The 21,770-nt window shown below is 45.5% G+C and carries 19 protein-coding genes; 1 reads left to right on the top strand and 18 read right to left on the bottom strand.

Annotated elements, in window-relative coordinates:
- The first annotated feature begins 139 nt into the window (after positions 1 to 139).
- Positions 140 to 964 (top strand): protein-glutamine gamma-glutamyltransferase, encoded by an 825-nt coding sequence (locus MHI52_RS13035; protein ID WP_076327827.1) that lies wholly within the window; start codon positions 140 to 142, stop codon positions 962 to 964.
- A 188-nt stretch (positions 965 to 1,152) separates the two neighbouring features.
- Here the strand turns inward: MHI52_RS13035 and infC are convergent, their stop codons facing one another.
- From infC to MHI52_RS12945, 18 genes are all read right to left on the bottom strand, one after another.
- Positions 1,153 to 1,644, bottom strand: a complete 492-nt coding sequence (gene infC, locus MHI52_RS13030) for a translation initiation factor IF-3 (RefSeq protein ID WP_076327826.1) — start codon at positions 1,642 to 1,644, stop codon at positions 1,153 to 1,155.
- Between the two features lie 120 nt (positions 1,645 to 1,764).
- Complete coding sequence (locus tag MHI52_RS13025; protein ID WP_017688903.1) at positions 1,765 to 2,697, bottom strand: manganese-dependent inorganic pyrophosphatase; 933 nt, start codon at positions 2,695 to 2,697, stop codon at positions 1,765 to 1,767.
- A gap of 444 nt (positions 2,698 to 3,141) precedes the next feature.
- Positions 3,142 to 3,894 carry a metallophosphoesterase family protein gene (locus tag MHI52_RS13020; protein ID WP_340032774.1) on the bottom strand — a complete coding sequence of 251 codons (753 nt, stop codon included), beginning with the start codon at positions 3,892 to 3,894 and terminating at the stop codon, positions 3,142 to 3,144.
- A gap of 99 nt (positions 3,895 to 3,993) precedes the next feature.
- Positions 3,994 to 5,001 carry an LLM class flavin-dependent oxidoreductase gene (locus MHI52_RS13015; protein WP_340390234.1) on the bottom strand — a complete coding sequence of 336 codons (1,008 nt, stop codon included), beginning with the start codon at positions 4,999 to 5,001 and terminating at the stop codon, positions 3,994 to 3,996.
- A 234-nt stretch (positions 5,002 to 5,235) separates the two neighbouring features.
- Positions 5,236 to 7,173, bottom strand: a complete 1,938-nt coding sequence (locus MHI52_RS13010) for an LTA synthase family protein (RefSeq protein WP_340982750.1) — start codon at positions 7,171 to 7,173, stop codon at positions 5,236 to 5,238.
- Positions 7,174 to 7,288: 115 nt separating this feature from the next.
- Entirely contained in the window at positions 7,289 to 9,661 is a 2,373-nt protein-coding gene (locus MHI52_RS13005) for a putative PEP-binding protein (protein ID WP_340390232.1), read from the bottom strand.
- A gap of 261 nt (positions 9,662 to 9,922) precedes the next feature.
- Positions 9,923 to 10,957 carry a fibronectin type III domain-containing protein gene (locus MHI52_RS13000; protein ID WP_340390231.1) on the bottom strand — a complete coding sequence of 345 codons (1,035 nt, stop codon included), beginning with the start codon at positions 10,955 to 10,957 and terminating at the stop codon, positions 9,923 to 9,925.
- 366 nt (positions 10,958 to 11,323) lie between these two features.
- Positions 11,324 to 11,797, bottom strand: a complete 474-nt coding sequence (locus tag MHI52_RS12995) for a hypothetical protein (protein WP_340390229.1) — start codon at positions 11,795 to 11,797, stop codon at positions 11,324 to 11,326.
- A 219-nt stretch (positions 11,798 to 12,016) separates the two neighbouring features.
- Positions 12,017 to 13,495, bottom strand: a complete 1,479-nt coding sequence (locus MHI52_RS12990; protein WP_340390227.1) for an AraC family transcriptional regulator — start codon at positions 13,493 to 13,495, stop codon at positions 12,017 to 12,019.
- Positions 13,496 to 13,786: 291 nt separating this feature from the next.
- A complete protein-coding gene (locus tag MHI52_RS12985) occupies positions 13,787 to 14,791 on the bottom strand; it encodes an ABC transporter substrate-binding protein (protein ID WP_036608793.1) in 1,005 nt (334 codons plus the stop codon).
- Positions 14,792 to 14,969: 178 nt separating this feature from the next.
- Positions 14,970 to 15,344, bottom strand: coding sequence for a hypothetical protein (locus MHI52_RS12980; protein WP_315370902.1), 375 nt, complete (start codon positions 15,342 to 15,344; stop codon positions 14,970 to 14,972).
- A gap of 22 nt (positions 15,345 to 15,366) precedes the next feature.
- The gene (locus MHI52_RS12975; protein WP_282321701.1) at positions 15,367 to 16,029 is read right to left on the bottom strand and encodes a PolC-type DNA polymerase III; all 663 of its coding nucleotides are present in this window, start codon (positions 16,027 to 16,029) and stop codon (positions 15,367 to 15,369) included.
- Between the two features lie 60 nt (positions 16,030 to 16,089).
- A complete protein-coding gene (locus MHI52_RS12970) occupies positions 16,090 to 16,668 on the bottom strand; it encodes a histidine phosphatase family protein (RefSeq protein ID WP_235431550.1) in 579 nt (192 codons plus the stop codon).
- On the bottom strand, positions 16,665 to 18,887 hold the full coding sequence (locus tag MHI52_RS12965) for a class I SAM-dependent methyltransferase (RefSeq protein ID WP_340390225.1): 2,223 nt from the start codon (positions 18,885 to 18,887) through the stop codon (positions 16,665 to 16,667). Before MHI52_RS12965 ends, MHI52_RS12970 begins: the two co-directional genes overlap by 4 nt.
- A 27-nt stretch (positions 18,888 to 18,914) precedes the next feature.
- Complete coding sequence (locus MHI52_RS12960) at positions 18,915 to 19,751, bottom strand: aminoglycoside phosphotransferase family protein (protein WP_127546229.1); 837 nt, start codon at positions 19,749 to 19,751, stop codon at positions 18,915 to 18,917.
- 13 nt (positions 19,752 to 19,764) lie between these two features.
- Positions 19,765 to 20,355 (bottom strand): GNAT family N-acetyltransferase, encoded by a 591-nt coding sequence (locus MHI52_RS12955; RefSeq protein ID WP_127546225.1) that lies wholly within the window; start codon positions 20,353 to 20,355, stop codon positions 19,765 to 19,767.
- Positions 20,356 to 20,363: 8 nt separating this feature from the next.
- On the bottom strand, positions 20,364 to 20,810 hold the full coding sequence (locus tag MHI52_RS12950; RefSeq protein ID WP_047842646.1) for a RidA family protein: 447 nt from the start codon (positions 20,808 to 20,810) through the stop codon (positions 20,364 to 20,366).
- Entirely contained in the window at positions 20,807 to 21,709 is a 903-nt protein-coding gene (locus MHI52_RS12945) for a helix-turn-helix domain-containing protein (RefSeq protein WP_405159147.1), read from the bottom strand. Before MHI52_RS12945 ends, MHI52_RS12950 begins: the two co-directional genes overlap by 4 nt.
- Between the last annotated feature and the right edge of the window lie 61 nt (positions 21,710 to 21,770).

The following is a 21,770-nucleotide window of genomic DNA, read 5'->3' as shown; positions in this document are numbered from 1 at the left end:
TAGAGTACTACCCCAAATGCCATGATTGATAAACGAGATCGGGCAAAATCCCTGCATGAATCGACATATACTACACAATACCCGTGCTCTCCCGATTATACAATGTTGAATATTCGAATAGGAACGGAGGTTATGGATCATGATCATTGTTGCTAATCAACCCGTCCAGCTGAACCGCTCGGAATGGTCTGATTTTGAATGGTATTGGTTACAGCAACTCCAGAATCGTCCAACGAGGTATGTGTACCAATCCATGGATCATCTTCGATTTGAATGGGACTTGAGGGGCTCTCTCGTGGAGGCCGCGGAAGGACTGGATCGAAGCGGTGTGAGTTTTGCATCCTTTGAAAAATCCAGATGTAATCCTGCCTACTGGAATCGTAATGCGGAAGGTGGGTTTGAGCTAAGATCAAACGTGACCCCCGCCGACGGCATCCGGGATATCTGGAGGAATGGACACTTATATGCTTTTGAATGTGCAACAGCTACCGTTATTGTGCTGTATGGTGGAGTGCTGGGAAGCATTCGCGAAGACGCCTTTAATTCCCTGTTTCGCAATCTGTTACTCTTTGACTGGCATTATGACAGTGACCTGCGATTAACCGAAAAAAACGGTAGCGAAACCGCCCTGCCAGGAGATGTGCTGTATTTCAAAAATCCGGATGTTTCTCCGGAAACCCCCGAGTGGCAGGGAGAGAATACGTTCATGCTGCGCGAGAACTTGTATTATGGTCATGGCATTGGTATTGCAAGTGGCGAAGAGATTATACGTACCCTGAATCAGTTCCGCGTTCCAGGTAGCCGAGTCTCCGCCTACTTAATGGATATGGTGATCTATCCGGACTTCTTTTATTTATCCCGATTCGCCAAAAACAGCCAGAATAATATTGCCGCTGGTTCTACGCCCGTATTACCCGGACAGTTATATGTACGACTTGGTGGCAGCCGTTATTTACGCAGCTGAACTACTGAAACGGAAACGGATTTTGCATTCAATTGCGAACAATACCTCAATCCAAGTGATGACAAACAAGCCCAATACAGTAGCAGTTAACCTGCCACCTCATTGGGCTTTTTTACATCCAAAAAAAAATCATTACTATATCGACATTCGCTTTACCTTTGTGCTACATCGAGGATCGCTCTGGCAGTTTACGCATTCGGGTCCAGTTGCACAACAACCTGTTTACCACTTACCTGAACACCTGTCGTTTTGCTACCGAATTCAGCCAGCGATTTGCTCAGTTGCTCAGCCCACTCCTTGCCTGCAACTCCTTCTTTGGCTCCATGCACCTGGATGACGAGTTTTACCGAATCACCCTTCTTCAGAATGCGCTCCGCCTGAGACTGCTTCGTCTCCCGGTCATGATCTTCCATCGCAAGGTTCAAGCGAATTTCCTTGACTTTACGTTTATCGGGAGATTTACTCGCTTTTTTCTTCGCCTGTTGCGCTTCTGCTTTGGCTGCTCCAGCTCCAATCAGCTTGCATGGTGGTGGACTCGTCATCAAGGACAAGCACACCAGATCCACTTTATGCTGCTTTGCAAGTAGAAGTGCTTCCTGCGTGGACATCACACCCAGATCTTCACCATTCAGGCCGGTCAGTTGCACTTCGGTTGCTTTGATCTTTTCATTTTTGATCATGATTCTACCTCCTCTACATCAAAAGCCTGTCCTGACCATTTACGGATCAGAGCAGGCTAGGATGGTGTTGCTACTTATTTGTAATACATATCAGCGTATGAATATGCCAATCGGTTTGATTTACAGCGTGTTGAATGCTTCCGTCAGAACCGGTACAATTTGTGATTTGCGTGATACTACGCCTTTCAAGATAGCTCTGCTATCAGACAGCGTCACATTGTAGGCTTTCTCCACTGCTTTAGTGGATGTACCGTATGCCAAAGCTACGGAATCGTTGTTCAGAATGTCTGTTACGACAAATACAAACAGGTCGAGACCTTTGCTGGAAATGATCGCATCAATAGCTGCTTCAAGCTCAGGTTGCTTCACGAGAACATCATTCACGTCAACAGCATTAACCTGTGCAATTTCCACTTTGGATTGACCCATTACGAATTCTTTGGCATCCAGGGAAATCAGTTCAGCAATTGTTTTTTGGCTCAGATCCGCACCGGCTTTCAGCATGTCCAGACCATAGCTGTCTGCATCTACACCAGCAATGGCAGCCAGTTCACGCGCAGCGGCTACGTCCTGCTCTGTGCAAGTCGGGGATTTGAACAACAGGGAATCGGAGATAATGGCAGACAACATCAGGCCAGCAATCGGTGCACTCACTTCGATGCCATTTTCTTTGTACATTTTATTCAGAATGGTTGCTGTACAACCTACAGGCTCTGCACGGAAATACAGAGGTCCGCTTGTCTCAAAGTTAGCAATACGGTGATGGTCGATAACTTCAACAACAGTCACTTCCTCAATATCGCTTACACTTTGCTGACGCTCGTTGTGGTCAACCAGAATAACTTTGTTTACTTCATTTGCAGCGGTTTTAATCAGACGCGGTGCTGCAATTTTGAATTGATCCAGTGCAAACTGGGTTTCACCATTGACTTCGCCGAGACGAACTGCTTCAACGTCCTGACCCAATTTTGTTTTGAGATCCGCATAGGCGATTGCCGAACAGATCGTATCCGTGTCGGGATTTTTGTGACCGAAGATTAACGCTTTTTCCATATTCATAGCCCTCCGTCAATTCTGATTTATATAAGTTTAACCAAAGAATGTTTACACTTGCCACTCCGATGACAGAATAACCTTCCGATCGCTGTTATCCCCAGATTTTTTGATTCCCTTTTAAAGGGAAAATCCGGTGATAAAGGCGAACGCTCCGCTTCTCCAGCTTTTTTCTGTCCTCTCCGTTCTCGTGTAAAAAGTTTAGTTGAACTTATATAGAAAATATATGTCATATTTCAATCATACCCTACTGATTATAGCGCTAATAAGGCTAAATTCCAATCCCTTTACAGCGAATTAATTGCAAATCATTCTCAGGCAAGTCATTTTGGAAAATAGCCAAACTTGGTTCATTCCCCTCAAGTCGATATGGTATGTATCCTATTTATTCCATCGTACAACCTTATAAATTAGCATACGAAACTCTGATACGCAACGAAAACATTAAATCTCAGGCTCTTCCGCGCTCTGCCCTTGCCGTACAAAAAAGGTCTGTAGACTGCCGTCCTCGCTAATCTCCAGCAGGTTCAGTTGTGCTCCGTAGGCACAACCACCATCAATGCCAATTTTGTCTCCGCTTGGGTCAAACCAAATGCCTGTCTCATCATGCAAATGCTTCACGGGGGTGTGTCCAAATACGACCGTCTCTCTAATCGTTGTTGGTCTGGAATAGAATGATTCACGAATCCAAATGAAGTCCCGCTCGGACTGGCTTCTCCAATCCTCGATATCCGGGTTGATCCCGGCATGCACAAAAATATAACCCGGAATCTCGTACACCAGCGGAAGCTGTTCCAGAAAACGAAGATGGTGTTCATAGTGTGTACGTATCCACTTTTTGGCTTCAGCATAAGCTTCCCAATCTATCTGTTGCTCATCATAAGTAAGTTCCAGATCCAGATAACTTGCCATCGTCTGTAATCCGCCATTACGAATCCAGTGTTGATCATATTGCTCAACATCCTGGGTTAACGCCTTGACCATCATGGCATCGTGATTGCCTTTAATCACCATAATATCGTGCTGTTGCTGAAGCTGCATAATCTGTTCGATGACCTGTTTGCTGCTTGGACCGCGATCCACATAATCACCGAGTAAAATCAATTCATCCTGCTGCGGATTATAATCTGCAAGCTTAAGCAGTGCATTAAATTCATCGTAACAGCCATGAATATCACTAATGACACATCTGCGCATGTGAATCTCTCCTCTCCCTGATCACGCAAGAGTATAACTGGAACCTTGCATGAGCAAGATTCCAGTCTGTTCAGAGTAGTTATTCCCGCTTGCTTACCATTAGTCCTGCTTGAGTCCAAAGGCTTCTGCAATCAAGCCGAATGAGCGCAGACGTGCTTCAAACGAATGGACCGCTGATGCAATAATGACTTCATCTGCTTCATGGCGTTCAGCCATTGCGGTAATTTTGTCTTTCACCTGATCCGGTGTTCCCACGATGGAAAAAGAACGACGTTGACGAATCTGTTCCATCTCCATCGCTGTGTATGGATAGTTGTTCACCGTCTCCAGAGATGGGAATGAACTTTGTTCAAGACCTCGTCCAAGGCGTAAGAAGAAAAGTTCATTGCTGCGTGCAAGTTCAGCAGCTTCTTCCTCTGTCTCCGCGCAGAATGCCGAGACAGCAATCATTGAATGTGGTTTGTCATTCAGGATGGACGGTTTGAAATGTCTGCGGTAATGTTTCATCGCTTCTTCGCCGCCTGGTGTTCCAAAGAATTGGGCAAACGCATACGACGTCCCTTGTGCCGCAGCAATTCTTGCACCTTCGGAGCTGGAACCCAGCAACCACACTTCTGGTACCGTGAGAACCGATGGTCCGGCTACCAGAGATGCAAACCGATGATCCTCGGGCAATTGCTCATGGAAGTATCCACCCAGATCCGCAATCTGTTGCGGAAAGAATTGTACATTCGATGATTTCCCTTCATTCAGAGCTCTGCTGGCAATCGGCATGCCGCCTGGTGCTCTGCCAATCCCCAGGTCAATCCGCCCCGGATGCAAAGCTTCCAGCAGACGGAAATTCTCCGCAACCTTATAAGCACTATAATGAGGTAACATAACGCCACCGGAACCTACGCGAATCCGATCCGTATGTGCAGCCACATGTGCAATCATAACTTCAGGACTGGAGAATGACAGCGCACCACTACCGTGATGCTCCGACATCCAGAACCGGGAGTACCCCAATTGATCCGCATGTTGTGCGAGTTTCACCGTTTCCTGCAACGTATCCTGTACACTTCGTCCTTCATTGATATGTCCATGTTCGAGTACACTCAGTTTCATATATATTCAATCCTCTCGTCTGTTAGGTTCATAAGTTCTGTGAATATGAGATCTGCGAATATTACGCGCTTTTGCTCACTTCATTCTTGCTCATTCCATTGTAACATTAATTATTACAGTTTCAAACTTTAGTTATCCTCTTTATTACCACACTTGTGCAAGAAACATGCAAAAAAACGCCACCAGCTTCTGAACTGGTGACGTTTTTGATCTGACCTATTGCAGAAAATTAATTTATGGTGCACGTTTCGGTAACAACTTCACATACTCGTCAGACAGTTTCATGAGGCTGAGCACATGTTCATAATCGGCACGATACGGTTCCAAATCCGTTACCGTCTCGTATGTCTTCAGCGAATAGGCTGTTCCATCGTCAAAGCCCGCACCCGGGATAAACATAATGTCATCGTTGACAAATGAACCCGTTGGCAAGTAATACCGGATACCAAAGGCATTGTGGTCCATGTTGAGCAGATCATGTCCGAAGGCAGTGAATTTCTCATCCTGGAGCGAAACTCCCATCAGATTCATGATCGTTGGCAGCATATCCAGCTGACCGCCAGGCTGCTCGATCAATTGTCCTTTGGTCTGTTTCGGCGTGTGGATCATAAACGGGATGTTGAATCGACTTACTTTGCCGTCATAAGCAACGCCCAGATTGGCCTGAATCTGCTGTGTAATCTCTTCGTCAGCAGGCAGACCAAAGTGGTCTCCGTAGAGAACTAAAGTAGTATTATCCCATAATCCGTTCGCCTTCAACTCATTAATGAGTTGACCGATGGCATAATCCGTATAGTTGATCGCTTGCAGATAATCGTGAAGCAGCTTGTTCGTGATGGTCGCAGGAATCGTGATCCGTGCACGATCAGCGGGAACCGTAAACGGCGAGTGGCTCGATGCCGTTATGAACTGAGCATAGAACGGCTGAGTCGCAGCCTGATGCGCAGTCATTTTTTCCACACCTACACGGTACAGCTCTTCATCCGATGGTCCAAAGTCATTGAATCTGTCGTTCTCGAAGCTGGGCTTGTCGAAGTAACGAGTGAATCCGAGTGCCGGATACATTTTGTTCCGGTTCCAGAAGGTGACGTCATTAACGTGATACGTCTCGGACTCATATCCTTCTTTACCTAATAACTTGGGAAGACTCGGCAGTTCACGGTCACTATACCCTGCTGACATGGGAACAACTCCGGTTGGATAGATAGACGTGTTCGACATGAACTCCGCATCTGATGTGTTTCCCTGTCCGATCTGTTGGAAAAAATGAGAGAAATAATAGCTTTCTTTGGCCAGATCATTCAGTACCGGTGTTAACTCCTGACCATCCAATGAAGCATTAATCGGGAAATTCTGAAAGGACTCCAGTTGCAGTACAATCAGGTTACTACCTTTGGCCTGACCAAAATATTTGGCTTTCACGGCTGTACCGTCACTTGGTTTATCCTGATACGGATACTGGCTAACCAGCTCATTGATCTTGGCAATGGTTTCGTTAATGTTGCCATTGGCAATGGCCTCATTTTCTTTGCTCGTCAGAATGGCAGACGATACCTGGTAGTTCAGGAAACCGAGATTCTCGGCTCGCACCAACTCGTTATCAATCGTTTCACCTTTGACAATAAAACTGCCAGACAGCACGATGCAGAATGCAGCAGTAAGCGCAACGCCGAGCTTGCCCCAGTAACGTCTGCGAATTCTGCCAAACGTCAAACCGCTATCGCGGTAACTACTGTGGTTACGCCCGCCAGCACGTTTGCGCATAATCAACCATATTGGCAATGCCAGTACGATGTCTGCAAAAAACAGAAAGTGCTCCGGTCGTACCAGTGGTCCGATACTTCCCCGTACTTGGGCAACTTGCCCCAACTCACTTAGCGCGGTATATGTGGGTACCGAACTGAAATGAACGTTATACAGCGTAGCCGCGAACAACACCAGAGAAAACAGAATATTGAATCCTCCGTATACTGCTCGCTTCCAGCCTTTGGGCACGATCAGATCCAGCAGGCATACCACGGTTAGTGCGCCTAATGCGTCAGTTAACAGACCGATGCCGGACAGACCCTGGAAAAAGAAATACCGCAGCAGTGACAGCTTCAGCAGCATAAGAATGAATAACACGGCGAATAAGGTCCGTGATGAAGTTCGTTCATTTTTGGAATTATACATGGTCGCTTTCAACCCTTACCCTGAAATTTTACGTTCATTTTACAAAACGCATATTTCAGTATAACAGTTTTCTGGTTGCTATTCCATGGAAGTTCCGTGTAGGACAGGGTGAGCGTTACGCAATTGTAGAAATATCCGTGTTCTGCGTGTCTGCTCCCTCTCTCTGTGCCTTAATGGCTGCTTGTGCAGCAGCAATTCGTGCATAAGGGATCTGTTCAGGCAAACAGCTTACGTAATCCAGTCCAATGCGGTGGCAGAACGTAATCGACTCCAGGTCCACAACATTTTCCCCACAGATCCCTGTCTTCAGATGAGGTTTTCGAATTCGACCTTGGACTACCGCCATCTCAATCAGTTGTCCGACTCCCTCAATGTCTAACACATGAAATGGATTATTCGTTACCGTACGAGAGTCCGTATCACGTTGAAGGAGAAGGAGCCGCTTCTCAGCTTCATGACGGCTATATCCAAATGTCATCTCTGTCAGCTCATCCGTGCCAAACGAGAAAAAGTCAGCCTGGCGTGCAATATGAGTCGCCGTCAGCGCCGCTCTCGGAGCTTCGATCATCGCCCCTACTCTATAGAGACAATGCCGCTTTTCTTCACCCAGCACTTGGTCAGCCACATGATCCACCAGGTCTCTCATCACCTGAAGTTCATGCACATGACCGATCTGCGGGATCATAATCTCGGGACGTACCCACCAGCCTTCCCGGATGCCTTTCACCGCTGCGCGGAATATCGCTTCCAGCTGCATATCAACGATTTCCGGGAATACCGTACTCAGCCGACAAGCCTGTTGCCCCAATGTCGGATTATGTTCATGCAATTCAGAGACTCTGCGAATGACACGCTCCAGTTCCTCCAGTTCAACCTGATGGTCTTTTTGCTCCTGCCACTCCTCTGCTTGTAACCACTCACGTCGTTTCTCCAACACTCCCAGATCCGGTAACAGTTCATGCAACGGCGAATCGAGCAAACGTATCGTTACCGGGTATCCATCCATCGCTTCGAATATTTGTTCAAAATCAGACTGCTGCATCGGCAACAGACGCTCCAAACCACGCCTGCGCTCGGATTCGCTGTCAGCCAGAATCATTTTTTGTACAAATGGTAACCGCGCAGGTGATAACAGCATGTTCTCCGTCCGGCATAGACCTATTCCCTCGGCCCCTTGTAGCCGTGCTGTCATGGCATCCTGTGGATGATCTACATTGGCCAGTACCTTCAGCTCTTTCACTTCATCAGCCCACTTGAACAGTAGTTGCAGATCTGCTGATAAAAGTGAATCTGAGTTGTTATAAGCTGGACATTCATCATTAGTTACTGGCTGGATCTGTATGGGCAGATGTCCATTGCTCGCTTCGCTGTTAGAATCTGTGTAGTGTTGCTTCAACACTTCCGTGATATGCGCAGGTTCGATGCGAAGAAGTGCATCCTCCTTGGTGAGGAGTCCTTCATGGACAAAATCCACAGTACTCCTCAGTGTGGCTGTTGAGGATAATCGTGCGGGCTGGGTCTGCACAACATACAACGCGCCGGATTCAATCACAAAGGTGATTTCCTGCACTTCTCCCTTATGCGTCTCCAGCTGGCTACCTATCTCCAGCAAACTTGTGTACAGCTCAGGTTCGTCATTCCGTAAACGCTCCAGGCTGTGATCTGTCTGGCTCGCGTTCCCGGTTGGGACATATTGTCCTGTAATTCCCTTTTCTCCTGTAAGTGGGTTACACGTATATATTGTTCCGATCCCGCTTGATTCTCCACATTTTCCATGCATCATCGTCTGTATAAGAACAGGAGCGCTTTGCTCCGAAGAGATGTAATATGATTTACGCATGATCTCGTCCTGAGATCTGGATGCTTTAATACGCTGTGAATGATATACCGCACGTACTGCTTCTTTGAATTGAATTTGAACATCTTGAGGAAAAGGGTTACGCCCCTCCCCTTCGATCAAATATTTAAACTCGGTAATGGTTAATTCAAGTTCCGTTTCATCCCGACCCTTGACGTGACTCGATATTTCTGTGAAAGATTCAGACGGAATTGCATATACCAGCTGTCCATATTCCTCTAAGTAATCTAGATAACATTGGAGTGCATACAACCGATCACCAGTTTGACGTGCGAGTCCTTCCACAGTAACATCATTCAGACCAACATTGAGCAGTGATTGTGTCGCAGTTGCTGAGGTTCGATCCTGGTCCGTACGTACCGCGAGTAGTAGCGGGTTCACCGAATGTCCGAAGAACTTCCCGGTTTGCTGTTCCAGATGCCGGATCGCGTTAATAATCTCTTCCTCTCCTTCACCGGAAAGATGTCCAAGACGGGTACAGAACTCGCGACAGCATTCCGTTGTGACCACAAATCCGGCTGGGACAGACCACCCTGCATGGATAAGTTCTGCAAGATCAGCCCCTTTACTGCCCATTAGCCCTTTCATCTCTGCCGTACCTTCTTCCAACAGAATTACCCGTTTTGTCATTACAGCTCTCCCATCCGCCATTCATGGCTATGCTTGAAGGCTTCAATCCCTGCGTTACAGATCAGCCTTCACTCTAATGGTATGTCACAATCGTTCAGTCAAGGACATCCGCTTTTGCATTTTGTGCTCGTTATCCTGTTTTTTTGTAAACGCTACACTAAAATAAGATGAAACAAGCCTTTCGGGTAATTGTATTGGCTCATTCATCACTGGGAAGCAAAAAGAAGCCCCTTCAGCTAAGCTGGAGGAACTTCACATTTTTTAGTATTCACTTACCTCAAACGTCAACACCCGATCAAACAGGATATAATCCTTCCGACTCTTAAATGGCCCTTTGTTGTTGTCGTGTTTATTGATCGCATACGATGCTTTTCCGCTTCCCGCTTGCTTGGCTTCATACCAGTTGATGAAATCATTTACTTCTTTCATGCTTAGGTCGAATTCTTTCTCCAAACCTGTTGTCATGGTAACGACGAGAATCGCACGGTCGCCAGGAGGTTGTTCTGGTGTTGGAGTGTCGGTCTCCTTCTCATTCACAGCTAATACAACTTCATTGGAAATTACGGTTTCCACTCCATTAAATATGGCAACAATTTGAAAGTAGTAAGTTTTACCGTATTCTAAATTAGGCACTTGGTAAACTGAACTTTCTTTCCCTTCAATTGTAACCGAATCTTTATAACTCCCTGAATCAGTACCATATTGCAGTTTATATCCTGTTGCATCATTTATTGTATTCCAATTTAAGGTGGCAGTCGTTCCTTTAACGGAACCATTTAATCTAATATCTTCTAAAATACCTAAAGTTATCTCATCAATTGCCAACCAAGAAGACCCGCCTTCTCCATCAATCTTTATTCCTTCGTATTTTCCTTGTGTAACTTTAATTGGCGGAGGTGTGTTGAACCTTTCTGATAATGATTGTGTTTCTTTTTGACTTATAGCGGTCCATTTTCCATCCTTTAGACCATATATTTGATATGAAACCGCTCTAATAGGCTCTGCTGCAGTGCTAATATGAACAAAGTTTAACTCAGTTGGCTCGGGAAATTTAAGCTCTATGCTACCATTATATGTACCAGCATTCCATTCGTTTTTTAATTTCCTATCAATTACATTTTTCGCAACGTAAATAGAATACTCACTACTTGCCTTAACTTCAGTTCCTGTAGGTGGAGAAAATCCAAGCATGCCATCTACCTTATTACTCAATGGAGATGCCGCTCTTGTTGTCGACTGAGAAAACAACAGTACTATAAGCAAAACAGTCATAAACGCCAAACAATTTTTTTTCATCGTTAATCTCCTTATTCATTATTCTTGAACTAACTATAGCGACCTTCCAGATTAACGTCTAAACATAAACTTGCTGATCTATAAATATCAGCTAATTTCTTGAAATTTTATTTTTTATTGGATTTTACACTTCACAAAATACTCGTTTCTATTCATAAAAACTGAGTTTAATTACATTGCATCTAATAAGATACATAGAGATACGAAAAAAAAAGCCTTATGTATAATTGAAGTTAAAGTACCCCCATTAATTGTCTGAAATCATTCTCTAACTCTTCTTTCAATGAGGTATGGATGCATTTATAGAGTTCCATGCATCGTGCCATACATCTTTTTGTCTTACTTGCGAGTCTTCAGTGCCGTCTATTAATGTGAATCTCTCATAGCTTCTATAATACGCAAGGACTCCTTAATTAGCATATCTATACTTTCGCAAGTAGACTTACCGAAAAATATCTTATTAAGCTGATAAAACCTCAGAAATTCTCCAACAGCTTTGTATGCCTCTTTTGCTCTATCTTCAAGGTATAATGGCCCTATGTACTCTTTTGGCCAAAAAGTTTGCACCAACCAATGCTCCATTTTCACTAAATGGCTATACATAATTTTTATCACTTCTGCCCGATCATTATGCAATTTAATATTTCTAATTTGATGCAACTGCAACTCTCTTTGAATTTCATACTTATATTGCTCCACTGATTTATTTAATTCGGATTTGTGGGATTCAACATTTTTATTGAGCCAACTAGAAAATATGGACTTTGTAAGCCAACCAGCCCCACCCACTATCACTGCAGTTTGACCTATTTGAGTAAAAACTTCAGATACAACATCCATAAACTCATCCTTTCAAACAAAATAAGAGGGCCGCCATCAAAATACTGACAACCCCTTTTACCATTGTCTTCGGAATTATTTTTCCCAAACTACCACACTTATCCTTCTGCTTTCGGGTCTCTCATGTCTCCATTTACCTCGCGGAACACTGCTAAGAAATAGCGTCTTAACCCTATGACATTTCTTCCATCTTAAATTGGTGCACCAGGATGCGATCCCTCAAGCCATAAACCGCAATATATCCTCAATCTTCTTCCCATGAGAGATCACACCGTAGTTCATCCACGACATGAAATCCACTTCATACACATTGCCGCTCTTCACCGCAGGCAGACGTTTCCATTCATCCCTTTCGAGTAGTTCGCGCTCATCTCCAGGTTTGGCAGAATTTCCAGTGTCAAATGTAATCAACAAGTGATCCGCATGAAGCTGACTTAACTGGTCCAATCCAATGAAAATCCTCCGCTCGTGTCTTGTCCATTGCTGTACACGGGAGTGCGGAGTCAGTCCAAGATCCTGATAAATTACAGGCCCAACGTAACCCTGCTGATCCCCATAGAGAGTAATATCCGAAGCAGATATACGCAAAAAAGCTACCGTCTGACCACGCATATAACGTGCTAACCGGCTCTTAGCTTCCATTGCCTTGTCCTCATACGCACCAATTACATCTTGAACCCGATTCACTTTTCCCAATACATCGGCGGTCGATCTCAAAATAGAGCGCCAATCCTCCCCCAGATGATCTACGTAAAATGTAGGTGCTACCTGCTCAAAGCGGTCCAGATTCCATCGATCATATCCCTTATCCAGCATGATAAAATCAGGTACATTGCATAGATTAAACTGCGCATCCATCTGGCTCACATCAAATTCAGGTACGTCATCCAATCCCAAATAATGCTGTCTACCCCAGGAGTGATGCGAACATTGCAATACGGGTTTTACGCCAAGAGCCAACACAAAGTCCTCCAGATACGGAGCAAAGACACGAACCTCTTGACGGTGATGACGGCGGTATAGTCCAGGTGAAATACCAGCATATTGCTTAAATCGGCGGCCAAAATAATACTCGCTGCTAAATCCCACATTCTGTGCAATTTCATGGATGCGATCATCTGTGAGCTGCAATAGTTGCTTCGAGCGTTCAAGCCGAACCGCATTTACATATTCAAGCGGGAGTTTGCCCGTAATTTTTTTGAATTGCCGAGTGTAGCTGGCTCTGGTAAGACCAATATCTGCCGCGAGCTCATCCACGGTTATCGTCTGATCATAGTGGTCGCCAATATAACGAATTGAACTTTGAAGACGGGCACGATCATCGGGTACTTCTGTTTCGGGGGCACTCTGGCGAATTAAGGCACGGAACCACTCTTGGAAACGAAGCTGTACCTCCCATTGCTCCAGCCAATCGCCAGTGACCTGTTGACGCAGTATTTGTTCCAAGGCTTCCAGACAAGAACTCCACGGACTGAAGCTGAGTTGCATAAGAGGTAAAAATGTCGAAGAATCTGAACTTTGGAAAAGTTCCTGCTGCTCCTCCGTGTTTCTTCTAGACAAAGCGTTCGAAATATCTTCGCTTAACTCAGCCACCATCAGATCAAGCTTATAATACTGCAATTCACTTTCTGTCCAAGGCGAACCTTCTATTTTAACGGATGTTCCAGCCGGAACAAACATAATCATTCCTTTTTCCAAATGAGATTCCCGATCTGAGCAAACTATTGAACCCTTCCCAGACGTTACAACAAAAATAGCGTGTGAAGACGACGTTCTGTATAACAAACGTTTATCGATATGAGATTGATGGTGATCTACGTATTCCATATGCTGAAGTGAGCATAGCCAGGGCTTGGGGATCAGTTGTATTATCGTAGGGCACATGTTCATCGTCCTTAACTGAGAATTATTATCATTTAAAATAGTGTATACGAAAAAAGAAAGCTCTTCAACCCTGGCTGAAGAACTTTCTTTAAGTAATCGATTCAATTATGGAGTCAATTTTTCCAAGAGATCATCAATTTTCATGGAATTTGCTGTAATCGCACCTGATTGCCAATGTGATCTTTCCATAATATATACCTGATTGTTCTTAACGGCCGGAAGAGATTTCCACAATTTGCTGTCAAGTACCTTCAAGGCTTCCTTGTTCTCAGGAGAAGACCATTCACCATTGGAAGGGAACACAATAAGATGATCTGCATCAAGTTGCGGCACGGCCTCTTCAGACAGAATTTCCTGGTATTCTTCCATCTTGTTAACCAGAGGATGAGGTGTTAGGCCAAGCTCCGAATAAATAAATCCGGTGAACCGATTTTTCACACCGAACAGTGCCAGTGTATCATCGTTAACATTCAGTCGGACAACTGCGACAGTCTCGTCTCCAACCGCTTCCTGCAACTTCGCCTTAGCATCTGCAATCTTGGCCTTAAATGCCGCAGCAACTTCTTCACCCTTGTCCGGTTTCCCTACAACATCGGCAATGGTTTTCAAAATTTGATTCGAATCCTGCAGTACGCTCTCAGGCAGACGATATGTCGGTGCCACCTTGGAGTACATCTCATATTTCTCCATATCTACCCCACCATCTACAATGATGAGATCCGGATCATATTCCAACAAAGCTTCAATACTCCCCGTAGTATCAAATTGAGGAACATCCAGTCCTAAATAATCCTGTACACCCCACATCGGGTTATACCACTGCACTACAGGTGTAATATCAAGCGCCTTCAAATAATCTTCCACATATATTCCAGCAATCCGCTGTGGTTGAACCGGAATTGTCACATCTCCAAATTCATCCTGTACAACTCGTGTCGCAGGCTCTGTCTCGGTTCCAGAAGTATTTTCTCCAGAAGCCGCACTTTCAGTTGCAGTTGCAGGAGTCTGTTCCGCATTCGTAGCGGTATTTGTACTACATCCTGAAATAACCAGACCCATGAGCAGTAATGTAATCGTCCACCCTTTGAAACCTTTAACTAAACCTACCATGTTACCCTTCACCCCTATGTGATCTGTTGATGTAACCGTGAGAATATCTCACATATAATGATTATCATTCTCATCGATTGCTTAGGTGAATTGTACCTTATGCCTCAGCCGACCCACAATGTACATTTGATGCTGTTTTTTTATACAAACGAAAACAACCCTGTTGGTCCTCCCCCGCTTATCGCAGGGGCAACCTGCCTTGACGGTAACTTTCCAACAACTGATCCACAAAGAAATCGTTCGCCGTACCCTGTAACAATGCAGCACCAATTAAACCCATATCATCACTCACATACCCCGCTAACTCAGGTTCGCCGGTGAGAGCCAAGGTTTGTTTAAACGCCTGTTCCCTGCATGCGCGCAGCACCTCTTCTTCAGCTACCGCGGTATCTTGAGCCCATCGTACAAAAGCTTGCATCCACTCGTCAGCAAATGCAGAAGCATCCCTTTCATCCAAGTAAATTTCCACATCCAATCCTTCGAATGTCTGCTGGGTCAGAATCTGTCCCTCGTTAAGATCCAACAGTAGCTTCTCCACATCCGTTTTGCTCATTGATCTCTCCTCCAGTTCCTCGTCAAGTCAGATACATCTCTGGTATAACGAAACGTTTCATCATCTGCTTTGGATCGGCTGTAAAATGATCCAATTGAAGTTCCTCATATTCGCTAAGGATACTTTCAAAGATACCAGCGATCACACCACAATCTGCCAAAGCATTGTGCCTGTGAATTCCATCTGTATTCAGATCGTAATACCGAATCAGAAAATCTGTAGAAACGACCTCGTTAATCTCAGGATGAATGTAGGTGAACATCGCTTTTGTATCGAGCACCGGGTTGGTCAACATCGGAAGCCCATACTCATCACAATGCCGCTTCAAGATGGGTAGGTCATACTCATATCCAGCTTGTGTCACAAGAACGTTATCACCAATAAATTTCTGAAATTCCTGAAATGCTTCTACGAACGACGGAGCCTCCAACATTTCCTCATTCGAAATTCCTGTTAATTTCGCCACAGGTTCTGGTATTGGTTTGTTCGCGCGTGTTAGTGAAGAAAATGTTGTCTTGCATTGTTGACCTCTTTGGTAATGCATCGCACCAAATTGAGTCACACTCTCCACCACAGGATTAATGCCTGTACCTTCGAGATCAAATATGCAGTACATTCTATCCTGTAATGGAGATACGCTTAGATTTTCAATAAAGTATGTATCAGGCAAAAGCGTAATTTTCATCCGCCAACTCACTCCTCCCCACTATCATTCTGGCAAATGCATTTCTCATATATAACTCTGTCACTCCCACAATCGGGTGACCTGGACCAACTTGCGCGTTCCATCAAACTGCAATTTAAAAATATCCGGCATCGTAGTACTCTCCCAAAAGTCATACCCGTAGGAAGAATCATAGTGTTGTAAAATAAGTGTCATTACATCTCCATGGGTTCCGATGACTACCTTGTGACCCACATGTTTATCCAAAATTTTCTCAATTACCGCTACTGCCCTTGAGCGAGCCTGTTCACCAGACTCCCCACCTGAATACGCATACGTAGGATCACGGTACAACTGCTGCTTGGCTTCACGAAAATTAGCATGCTTCACATCTGAACTCGACAACTGGCGTTCACGCAAATCTTCCTCTGTCACCACAATTCCATCTGACCAATCTGCCAGAATCTGAATCGTATCTACCGCTCGCCTGTAGGGGCTAGAATAAAACAGTTGAATCTGCTCCCCATGGAGCAGACTGGCAACCGTTCCCGCATCTTGATGACCTTGCTCTGTCAGTCCACGCTCGCGTTCCTGTCCTTCAACATATCGAGACTCCGCATGTCTGACAAAATATAAAAACGTACTGGCCTCACTCATCATCCATCCGCCACCCCTTTTTTCTTCTCAATGACAATCAGGCAGGTACTGTCTGGCAAAGGCGCAGGCTCACCATTTTCCTTCATGAAGATCATTCGTTCTCCAAGTGCTTCCGTGTACCCCTCCTGGAGAAAATGTCGGAACGTAATCATCTCGGCTTGTTCACCCAGCGCTTCTCGAATACAGTTCTCATAGGCTGTCGGCGTGAATATACCGAACTGTTCCTGAATTTCATGCACGTATGCCTCTTCGCCCCACGTATAGGTGTAGAGAAACTCCATTGCATCGTTGATCGGCAATACGACCTCATTGTCTGAGACCCGCTCATATTGAATTGCACGTCCCTGAAAATCCTCTGCATACCGCTCCAGCCAGCGCATCCCATCCGGTTCCAGGAAACGAATCCGGCGCTTCTGCGCCTCCGGCTCACTCATGATCCCATCCCGAATCAGAATTCTTCCTCCAGGTGACAGCACACGGAATGAACTTCTCAGCGCTGCTACAACCGTATCGGAATTAAATCTTCGACCGTCCAGTTCAATATATGAATATAATTCATGCAGAATGGATGAAAAAATAACCGTATCCACTGTGCCCGGCTGCACATATTGCTCCAGTTGTAGGGCATCGCCCTTCATCACTTGCCAGCGATGTCCCTCACGTTGTTTTTTGCGTTCCAGCGCTTCAATGACATTGGCTGAGATATCGATACCAATCGGCTCCACTTCCGGTTTTTCCTGCTCAATCAGATCCAGCAGAATTCCTCCACCTGGACCAATATCCAGTACTCGTTTACCAACGATATAGTCGAGCAGTACTTTTTTGTAATCACCGGAGCTGTTCATATCGGACAAATACGTCTCTTCGTTGTGGAAACGATCATACGCATCCCGGCGTAATCCGAACAGGTCAAATAACAGCAGTACAGCCTTCTCGTATAACGGCGACTTCTCCGCTTCAATACAGAATGCAATCAGCTTCTCGGCAGCCGGAGAAAATTCGAAGGTCACGAATAATGTATCCGGCAGATCCGTATGACGTTCAATGCGATGGGTTAGATGGGGATAGACGATCTGCTCCCCTGCCACAATCTGTTCCCACGAATACTGTTCCAAATATTTTTCAATCATTCGTTTCTTGTAAATATTGAGCTTCTTGACGCCCTTATAGTCGTAATACATCGTATTCATCAATGGTTCAAAGCTGATATGGCGAACGATTTCAGATCGACTCTCCATGGATGTTGGATGCATTCTCTCGCTGCGAAGTGTCAACAGGAACACTTTCACCATCTCCTGCAACGAAAAATCCTGCATGGCCGACTCCACATACCATAATGTGCGATGAGCCAGCGGAGCCAGCGCCTGTTCTACATCCAGTTCCGTTTGGAGCCTGGCATAAGCCGTATCCATAGCTTCTCCTTGCCGAATGGATGAACTTCTTAAGCGGGATAACCGTTCCTTCACGCTCCAGTCCTCATGATTCGGTCCGGTGATAATCCAGCCTACAATTCGCTGTACCTCAGCCTGAACCTGATTCCATAACGCTCGATCAACGCCTGCAATAATGCACTCATTTAATGCCATCAGTATGGTGTGCAATTCATCTGTAGTAAGCCATCCTTTGACGATCAAGCCGTGAAGCGGAGCATTTTCGGCAAATGGAATCTCACCCCGTATGTATTGACCAATAAGTCCATGTGTAGCAATTAGAGTACGTATAATCTCATGCCTTGGAGTGTGTGTATTCAGCGCATCATGCTCGCTTATATCCGCATTGTTACTTAGAGCACCACTCGGAGAACCAAGTTGATATATACTCGTCTCCTTGGTCTTATCGATGTCATTATCCAGGTGCTCTGCCACTGCGTATAAGTCATATAACTGAGCGGACCCCACATTGTGTACAAACAAGTTAACGCCCTGCTTTTGCCATACCCGCCGTTGCTCCCGTGATCCGGCCTTCGCCGTCTCTGACCAGGTTAATACGTCTTCCAGAATTTCTCGCACCCAAAAAGAAACCTGAAGCTCCTCCAACACATGCAGTGTACGCTCGGTGTAGTCCAGTACTGGATTTGTTCCCTCAAGTTCGGCAATGGAATGAATGCGTTCGAGGTTAATATGGGGTTTCTCCGCTGCTGCCAGCAGTTGCAGCCATAGCTGCTGGGCTTCCGGCGTATTACCTGACTTGTATGATTGTATGGCCTTTAATGAATGCAGCATAAATATGTCCCCTCTCTTTCTCTACCCTTATATATAAAAATCATTAGATTCGTCTAACCGACGAATTCGTTCCTGAACAAACTTGAGCAGCTGTTCCACCTCTTGAGCGGGCAAATCCTCGTCAAGACGCGCGGCAGCAACTGGCAGCATCCAGGACTCTATTGCTTCACGTGTAATCCCGGAAAGTTGCATATAATGATGGATGTAAAATTCGACCAGCGATTCACGAGCCGTTTCAAACCCCATTCGTATAGCAGGATCTATATCTTCCGGCAATGTGGCACTCATTAATATTACCCAGCTTCGAGCCACATCACCCGCAGGATCACCCGACATACCAGTCATCCAATCAATGACCCAGTATTGATCGCCAGCCTCACTGAGCATAACATTATCAGGGTGAAAATCGCCATGACAGATCTGTTGCTGATCAGGCAATGTTGTTAAGTAAGAAAGGACTCGCGCTTGATCGTCCTCCGACAATAATTGAACATTGTGAATCGCTCCAGATAAAATCTGCTTCTGGGAGGGGAGTGTTCCTTCATCATCTCGCTCGCAATGAAGTCTGTAATGGCAGTCAGCCATTTTAAACGCCAGCTGCTCTAGTAACTCCGGTTGCTGAATGATAAGTGATAACAGGGTAATCCCCTGGATTCGCTCAAAAACGATGCCTGCTCGCGATGTAGTATGTTCTATTAAGGATACTGCCTGTGGGACGGGGAGTCCTTTTTTGAATGCCAACTCACTTATTCTAAATTCATTCTGGACGGCTTCGTGAGGAAAATCCATTCGATATAACTTCATAATGTGCTCGTTCGAATACGCATAGATTTCCGCAGTTCTTCCTTGACCGATTCGCTCCATATCTACCCTCCCTTTACTCGAACTCACTGCCTCTGATTTTGGAGAAAACCATACAATCGACCAGCGTACCTGTGCTGTCACGTCTCATCTTGCGCAGTACACCTTCCAGTGTATAACCCGCTCGTTCGGCTACTTTGGCACTTCGCACATTGCGGGCGTCACAGCGGATCTCCAGCCGATTCGCCCCCAGATGAGTAATGGCAAATTGCTCAATGCCTTTCACCGCTTCTGTCATCAAACCCTCACCAGTTCGCGATGTTCGAATCCAGTAACCGATCTCAAAACAGCGTGCATTCCAGTCAATACGATGTAACCCGCTGCTGCCTACGAATTCATCCGTATGTCTATCACGCAAATGTAACATCATGTCGGTACGTTCCAGATATTGCAACCTTGCTTTGCGAACAGTCACTTCAGACTCTTCCAATGAAGGGATTTTCTCGGCAAAAGGTAACCACAACCGTAGCTGCTCCGCACTCTCACGGACCGCTTCATTAACGGCTACGCCATCCCCCCACTGTGGTGCTCGAATCGAGAGGCGTTTCGTATGGAAGCTCTCGGGAATCGTTAGCATAATTGGATTAAATGAAGACGATTCTGTCATCGTTATACCTACTCCTCCACTTGAAAAATAGAATCAATGATCAACGGCAAATTATCTCTTACGGACACTGCACCGAATACTGAACGAGCGTGTACCCCCTGATCCCCAAATACCTCCATCATCAGATCCGAGAATCCATTCAGCACTTTATGATGCTCCTGATACGAAGCGGACGCATTAATGAATCCCTGCACTTTAACCACTCTCTTCACCCGATCCAGTGAACCCAACACATCTCGAACGACAGCAAGCACCTCCAGTCCAGCATTCCGGGCAAAATCATACCCCTGCTCTGTTGTGAAGTCTGATCCCAGTTTGCCGCGTTCGGAGGTATCCGGTCCTTTCCCGGATACATACATGATTCCATTCACAATAACGGCATTAGCGTATTTCGCTGCGGGGGCGCTTGCCTGTGGCAAAATGATCCCCAGTTCATTTAATCTCGCTTCAATCATCGTATATTCTCTCCCTCTTTTAGGGTCCTCACGGAACCCGATTCCTTGTATTCCTGCCTATAAACTCTTGGTGATACCTGAACGGTACGTTTGAACATCTTGCCAAAATGAGAGAAGTTACTGAATCCCGCAAGCCAGGCGATATCCGTAACGGATTCCTCACTTTCTCGCAGTAAACGTTGTGCTTCCTTTACCCGTAACAGATTCAGATAATCACTGAAGGTAAACCCCGTCGTTTGTTTGAACAATCGACTCAGATAATGCGGACTAATGCGAAACATGCCCGCCACCTCCGGTAATGTCAGTGGTTTCTGATAGTTCTCATTCAGGTGACGTACAACTGCCTGTGTCTTGGGATGAAGAACCGGCTCACGATCATCGGAGCTTAACCTGCCCAAGTGTTGATTACGATAGGCATGCAGCAACAATTCAATAGCCCGGTGACGGAGCAACAGGTTGCTTCCAGGTTGAGGACGAAGCATTTCATCCACCATTTCGCTAACCATCCGTTCTAGAACCTCAGTGACCTGTGAAGGAAACCTTACAATAGGAATGTCCCAGCAGAAGGGTTCCTTCAAGCCTTCAACTAACTCCGCGGAAATAGCTATGGCTGCAAAAAGCTCAGGCTTCAAATACAGCACCATCCGCTCATGGTCAGGCATACCGCTCTCCAATGTTTTATGAACCGTATTGCGGTCAACAAACACCAGATCACCAGCCTTTACCCGGTAGGTCCGGTCCTTAATGAAATAGATACGCTCACCAGACAACAGGTAATATAACTCATAATGATCATGCAGATGGTCATCCGTCATCGAGAAATATCCAATGCGACGATCATATTCGATGTGCAGTAAATCCGAGGGATCATGAAAATCTGCACTGAAAGGTTCTGTCATATCGCCCTCTCTCCTTTCCATAAATTATAGCAAAATATGCGGCATTTGAGAGCGGTTACGC

The organism is Paenibacillus sp. FSL H8-0283 (assembly GCF_045040675.1).
Taxonomy (GTDB): domain Bacteria; phylum Bacillota; class Bacilli; order Paenibacillales; family Paenibacillaceae; genus Paenibacillus; species Paenibacillus amylolyticus.
Note: the sequence above shows the minus strand (reverse complement) of the source record. Positions and strands in the feature narration are given on the sequence as shown.